This is a genomic window from Vibrio sp. 10N.222.46.A1 (genome assembly GCF_041473595.1).
Lineage (GTDB): Bacteria > Pseudomonadota > Gammaproteobacteria > Enterobacterales > Vibrionaceae > Vibrio > Vibrio tasmaniensis_A.
Genome location: NZ_JBFRSN010000537.1, coordinates 1 through 6,147, shown reverse-complemented (window position 1 = coordinate 6,147; position 6,147 = coordinate 1). Strand labels below are relative to the sequence as shown.

Genomic DNA, 6,147 nt, shown 5'->3' with positions numbered 1-6,147 from the left:
GAACTAAATTCAATTTAACTGATTATCAATACGCATTGATATGAATAGGTTAAAGCTAATTATCAAATTTCTTTTGAAAGTGTAACAAATACAAGGCTGTTGATGATTGTTAACCCATTGGTAACATTTGCGTAAATTATCAAGGGAAAGAAAATGAAAAAATCAATAATCTACACCGTACTAGCGAGCGCAATTTTGTCTACTTATGCACATGCAGAGGCAAAGTTCACTCCAAAACAAGCTACCGTGGTCGCGACCATGACTGAACGCCCAGGTAACCCTTCGGTTACACCAGATGGGCGTTTATTGTTAAGCGTTCATCCGCTCGATCATCCAACGACTAAAGTCATCGAGTTAAGCGTGGCTGGAAATCAAACGCCATACCCGACGATGAAATATGCACAAGGTGAAAACTCTCAATTTAAGGCTGTCATTGCCATTCGTACCGATGATAACGGAGTCGCGTGGATTCTCGATCTGGCAACTCATACCATAACGGGCTGGGATACTCGCAATGAAGCATTAGTAAAAACGATAAAAATACCCGCCTCTGTTCTAAAACCGACAAGCTTCCTACAAGACTTTGCTCTAGACCAAAAAAGACAACGTATTATCATTGCTGATATGACCCAGAACGATCTAAAAAGTGAAGCCATTCCAGCCTTTGTAACGGTTGACCTAAAGACGGGAGAAGCGGTTCGAGTGGCAGAAAACCACCCATCTATGAAGGCCGACAGTAAAACTGGGTTTGCGTTAAACCCAATCACGATCGATCCATCTTACGAATGGGTCTATTTCGGAGCTGTCAACGGACGCACTATTTATCGAGTGAAAGCGAGTGAGTTCGATAACGATGGAAAGACTGTCGCAGACAATATTAAAAGATACGCAGACAAACCTTATTCAGATGGTATTACTGTAGACAGTGCTCAGAACGTTTATGTTACGGATATTGAGAACAATGCAATTGGTGTGTCCACACCAAAAGGGTACCGAATTATTGCGACGCTGTCAGAGAACCAAACTTGGCCTGATGGCATGTCATTTGGTCCTGATGGCTATGTTTATGTAACTGTCAATCAGCTGAACCGAACCGCAGCTTTAAATAACGGCAAAGATACTGGCATCAGACCATTCGAAGTCGTAAAAATCAAAGCACTGGCGACAGGAACGACCGGCCGATAATCAAACGGAAGTGAGCCTTTTATACTGGCTCACTTTCCTTTCTGAAGAGCCCCTTCCCTATTTCTACGAGTAAACGAAAGACATTTATCGTAACGACAAAACATGTGATTTGGTGACCTCAGTTATTCGGACTATATATGCGCCTCTAATTTATTGTCTGAGTGCTATACATGAACCAATTGATCGATGCTCTTTCTACCCAAGGTTACTTTGTTTGGGATGACTTCTTAACTCACGAAGAAGTGGTGGCATTGAGGGATTGCATTCCAGAGAACTGGAAAAAGGCTAGGATCGGCCGTAACGATGACGTAGCACGAGAAGCAACGATTCGTAGTGACAAAATTCAGTGGGTACGCCGTGATATGGGCGAACCAGCCTCTCTGTTCCTAGACAAAATGGAACAAATTCGTTTAGAGGCAAACCAAGCGTTCTTTTTAGGTCTGTTCGAATACGAAGCGCACTTTGCAAAATATGAAAAAGGTGACTTTTACCAGAAGCACTTAGACTGCTTCAAAGGCAACGAAAACCGCCGCCTGACCACAGTATTCTACATGAATGACGAATGGTCTGAGGAAGACGCAGGGGAGCTCGTGGTTTACGATTTAAAAGACAACCACATCGCGACCATTCCACCAAAGGGTGGTCGACTGTTGGTATTCTTGTCTGAACAATTCCCACACGAGGTTCTGCCGACAAACACAGAGCGATTCAGTATCGCGGGTTGGTTTCGCATTAACGGTGTGAAAGACAACCAATTGGACATCGCGCACTAAATCTGTATCCACATCGAACCTTCTTCTAAGCCTCTCCATCGAGAGGCTTTTTTATTGAACAACAGTTGTCCAATAAAACGCCTTAAAAACCGAACATGTTCAACATCAAAACCATCAATAACTTTTCTCTTAAATAAAATCGAAATGAATCTTTCACATCAGTGAAACGCTTTAGCCACGTAAGTGAAATATACCCTGTTCAAGATAGCTTCAAACGATACCCCTACCGTCTCGTTAATACTCAAATTCAATACCTCTATATCGATTTCATCCAAAAGGAAAAGAAGATGAATAAGCTAATTTTGGCAGGCGTTCTTTCTGCGACAGCAGCAATGCCGGCGTTCGCAACGACTCAAGTCACTTGGTGGCACGCAATGGGCGGCCAACTTGGAGAAACCGTCAATAAGATTGCGACTGACTTTAATGCGTCACAAGATGATTACAAGATCACGCCAATCTATAAAGGTTCATACACAGAGACCTTAACAGCGGGTATCGCAGCATATCGAGCAGGCGAAGCTCCTAACATTCTACAAGTCTTCGATGCCGGTGCTGCAACCATCATGAACGCGAAAGGTGTCGCGAAACCGGTACAGGATATTCTGGTTGAATCGGGCTACAACTTTAATTCAAACGACTACCTAGCTGGCGTTCGTAACTTCTATGCCGACAACCAAGGCAAGATGGTTGGTATGCCTTTCAACAGTTCGACGCCGGTTCTTTACTACAACAAAGACCTTCTCGCAGAAGTGGGAGCCGAAGCGCCTAAGACTTATGAAGAACTCGAAGTGGTTGCTAAGAAACTGAAGGCCGAAGGGCACATCGCGTTTTCTCAATCTCTGACGCCGTGGATCATGTTTGAAAACTTTAAGTCTCGCCACAATCTACCTGTCGCAGACCAAAACAATGGTTACGACGGCTTATCCACTAAGATCATGTTCAATACCAAAGACATGATGATGCATGTTAGCAAGATGAAAGAGTGGTCAGATCTAGGTTACTACAAATATTACGGCAGCGACTGGGACGCGAACCAAACACCTTTCGAGCGCCAAGAAGTGGCGATGTGGATGGGTTCTTCAGGCTCGTTCGGTGGCTTGCGTAACCGCGTACCTTTCGAGTTAGGCACAACTTACCTTCCATACTGGAAATCGGTCAACCCTGATGCTGGCTTAACCTTCATTGGTGGTGCAGCTCTGTTTGCACTCAATGGCCATGACCAGAAACAGGACAAAGGTGTTGCAGCGTTCTTTGATTACCTGACCAAACCTGAAACTCAGGTTTACTGGCACAAAACAACAGGCTATGTACCTGTAACAACTGCTGCCTATGAACTAGCGAAAAAGTCCGGCTACTACACAGAGCAGCCAGACGCAGAAGTGGGCGTTAAGCAACTAAGCCTCAAATCGGGCGAGTGGACTAAAGGCTACCGCCTAGGTTATTACCCGCAGATCCGTGAAGTGATGCACCGTGAGTTCGATAACATCTTCGCTGATCGCTCTAGCGTCGAGAGCAGCCTAGACAAGGTCGAAGATGAGAGCAGCAAACTACTAAAGCGCTTCGCTCGAACGATGAACTAGATCGATTAATGAAACGAAACTGTTCACAAGCTTAAGGCTTAGCGAATCAGAGCCGTTCATCACTCCTCACTACTTGTCACTGCGTCGCTAAAAAAACGCTATGGCAAGGCGTGAGGAGACTCTTCCCTAGCGCCATTTCTTGCTCCAACAACGATAACTCAACGGGATGCATGCCTGATACAGCGCTAGTGGTAACAGCCGCTCATAGTGGCCACTGTAATTATTTTTAGGGATTACCCTGTGGAACGACGTCAACAATTCTTTCACTCTCCGCTGCCTTACCTATTTTTGGCACCTCAGATACTCATCATTGCGGTTTTCTTTATCTACCCAGCAGCAAAGGCGGTTTACCTTTCATTTATGCTGGAAGACCCTTGGGGCACCTCATCTATATTCGTCTGGTTTGAGAATTACCAAATGCTATTCGAATCGAGCGAGTACCTGAACTCGATTGGCTTTACTTTGATGTTCGCAATTGTGGTCTCTTTCTTATCACTTGCCTTGGCTCTGCTGCTTGCCGTGAAAGCCGACAACATCATTCACGGACAAGGCGCTTACAAGGTCACTCTCACTTGGGTTTATGCGGTTGCCCCTGCGATTGCAGGTGTTATCGGTGCTTTCTTGTTTAACCCGCACATTGGCGTGTTCACAGAAATCTTTGCTGTTGTGGGTTGGGATTTTAGCTTCCAAACCGATCCCGTGGATGCCACGTTTGCTCTGATTTTGGTTTCCGTGTGGAAACAGGTTTCGGTGAATTTCATCTACTTCCTAGCGGGACTCCAATCGATCTCTTACGCCGTAAAAGAAGCGGCGATGCTGGATTGTGTCAGCGACTCAAAACGTTTCTGGACCATTACCTTCCCACTGCTCGCCCCGACTGGCTTCTTTCTACTGGTCATCAACCTCACCTACTCATTCTTTGAAACCTTTGGCGTGATAGACACCATGACCAATGGTGGCCCAGGTGGCGGTACAACTTCATTAGTGTACAAGGTGTATCGAGATGGTTTTGTTGGCGCAGATTTAGGCGGCAGTTCCGCCCAGTCTGTTGTGTTGTTACTACTGGTACTCACTCTCACATTTATCCAGTTTCGCGTTGTAGAAAAGCGCGTCCATTACTAGCCCCTCCCCGCTAGGATTTAACGCGACAGGAGTTATTTATGAAAAGTAATAAGGTCTCAGACCACCTAATTTTAATTGCAGGGATGCTGTTTATGTTGGTCCCTATCTGGCTAATCTTCGCTAGTTCTACGCATAACCCAAACACCATTGTCAGCGAAGGTCTGCAATGGCTACCGGGCGATAACTTTACGGCCATTTATAGCGAAGCTTGGAACAAAAGCATGGGCTTTAGTGGCGAAGTCACCGCCAGTAAAATGATCACCAACTCGATGATCATGGGGCTAGGTTTTGCGATCGGTAAGATCATCATTTCGATGATGGCCGCGTTTGCTTTGGTCTACTTTAGACTCCCTTACGCCACGGCGTGGTTTTGGCTGATCTTCGTGACGCTGCTACTGCCATTAGAGGTTCGTATTATCCCTTCCTATGAAGTTGTCGCTGGGCTTGGTCTTCTTAATAGCTATACAGGGTTGATTCTGCCTTTGATCGCATCAGCCACCGCGACCTTCTTTTTCAGGCAATTTTTCAAAACCATCCCCGATGAATTGTTAGAAGCAGCTCAACTAGATAATGCAGGCCCATTTCGATTCTTTGTCGATATCTTGCTGCCTCTTTCTAAAACCATGATCGCCGCTATTTTCATCATCATGTTTGTGGTGGGTTGGAACCAATACTTATGGCCGATCATGATGACTACCGATGAAGGTTACAACACCATCGTGATGGGCATCAAACAAGTACTCAATAATATCAATGAAACCAGTTTACCGCGCTATGACTATGCTTTCGCCATGGTGATTTTAGCCATGTTGCCACCCGTACTAGTGGTGGTTGTATTTCAGCGTTGGTTTGTAAAAGGGCTAGTAGAAAGTGAAAAATAATAACGACACAACTCAAATGAACAATAATCGCATTCAATCACTCGATGAGTACAAGACGTCTCACCAACCTTCTCACCAAGCTATCCACAAAAATACAGAGGACACCCCGATGCCAAAGCTAAAACAAACGTTAGCGCACAACCAAGCCACTCACGATCGTACGCGTAAAGCTCCCATCATGCTGGGTATCAAAAACTTGGTAAAGACGTATGAAAACGGCCATCAAGCCGTCAAAGGAGTCTCGCTTGATATCGATGAGGGTGAGTTCCTTGTTTTGGTGGGTCCTTCTGGTTGTGGCAAGTCTTCTATCCTACGTTCCATTGCGGGCTTGGAAAGCATTTCTGGTGGCGAGATTCACTTAAGTGGTCGCCGTGTTGATAACGAAAAGCCAGCTCAGCGTGATATCGCAATGGTCTTCCAAAATTATGCGCTCTACCCCCACATGTCGGTTTACAAAAACCTAGCTTATGGCTTAAAGAACCGAGGTGTTAGTCAGCACCTTATTGAAGAGAAAATTGAGAAAGTCGCCAAAACGCTGAAAATCGAAGAATACCTAGACCGCAAGCCAGCCAAGCTTTCGGGTGGTCAACGTCAACGTGTTGCTAT

General features: G+C 45.4%; 6 protein-coding genes. All 6 read left to right on the top strand.

Annotated features, from left to right (window positions below; genetic code table 11):
* The first annotated feature begins 153 nt into the window (after window positions 1–153).
* The gene (locus AB4496_RS15380) at window positions 154–1,185 is read left to right on the top strand and encodes an L-dopachrome tautomerase-related protein (protein ID WP_102258197.1); all 1,032 of its coding nucleotides are present in this window, start codon (window positions 154–156) and stop codon (window positions 1,183–1,185) included.
* 170 nt (window positions 1,186–1,355) lie between these two features.
* Window positions 1,356–1,958, top strand: a complete 603-nt coding sequence (locus AB4496_RS15375; RefSeq protein ID WP_009846307.1) for a 2OG-Fe(II) oxygenase — start codon at window positions 1,356–1,358, stop codon at window positions 1,956–1,958.
* 287 nt (window positions 1,959–2,245) lie between these two features.
* Entirely contained in the window at window positions 2,246–3,538 is a 1,293-nt protein-coding gene (locus AB4496_RS15370) for an extracellular solute-binding protein (protein WP_009846306.1), read from the top strand.
* 240 nt (window positions 3,539–3,778) lie between these two features.
* Window positions 3,779–4,660 (top strand): ABC transporter permease subunit, encoded by an 882-nt coding sequence (locus AB4496_RS15365; RefSeq protein ID WP_009846305.1) that lies wholly within the window; start codon window positions 3,779–3,781, stop codon window positions 4,658–4,660.
* A 38-nt stretch (window positions 4,661–4,698) separates the two neighbouring features.
* Window positions 4,699–5,541, top strand: a complete 843-nt coding sequence (gene ugpE / locus AB4496_RS15360) for a sn-glycerol-3-phosphate ABC transporter permease UgpE (protein WP_009846304.1) — start codon at window positions 4,699–4,701, stop codon at window positions 5,539–5,541.
* The coding region (locus AB4496_RS15355; RefSeq protein WP_372131299.1) for an ATP-binding cassette domain-containing protein at window positions 5,531–6,147 on the top strand (617 nt) is incomplete at its 3' end. The genes ugpE and AB4496_RS15355, both read left to right, overlap by 11 nt.

What these genes read in the sequence shown, in the direction of transcription:
- AB4496_RS15380 (WP_102258197.1), top strand. Translation starts at nt 154, where the DNA reads ATGAAAAAATCAATAATCTACACCGTACTAGCGAGCGCAATTTTGTCT.
- AB4496_RS15375 (WP_009846307.1), top strand. Translation starts at nt 1,356, where the DNA reads ATGAACCAATTGATCGATGCTCTTTCTACCCAAGGTTACTTTGTTTGG.
- AB4496_RS15370 (WP_009846306.1), top strand. Translation starts at nt 2,246, where the DNA reads ATGAATAAGCTAATTTTGGCAGGCGTTCTTTCTGCGACAGCAGCAATG.
- ugpE (WP_009846304.1), top strand. Translation starts at nt 4,699, where the DNA reads ATGAAAAGTAATAAGGTCTCAGACCACCTAATTTTAATTGCAGGGATG.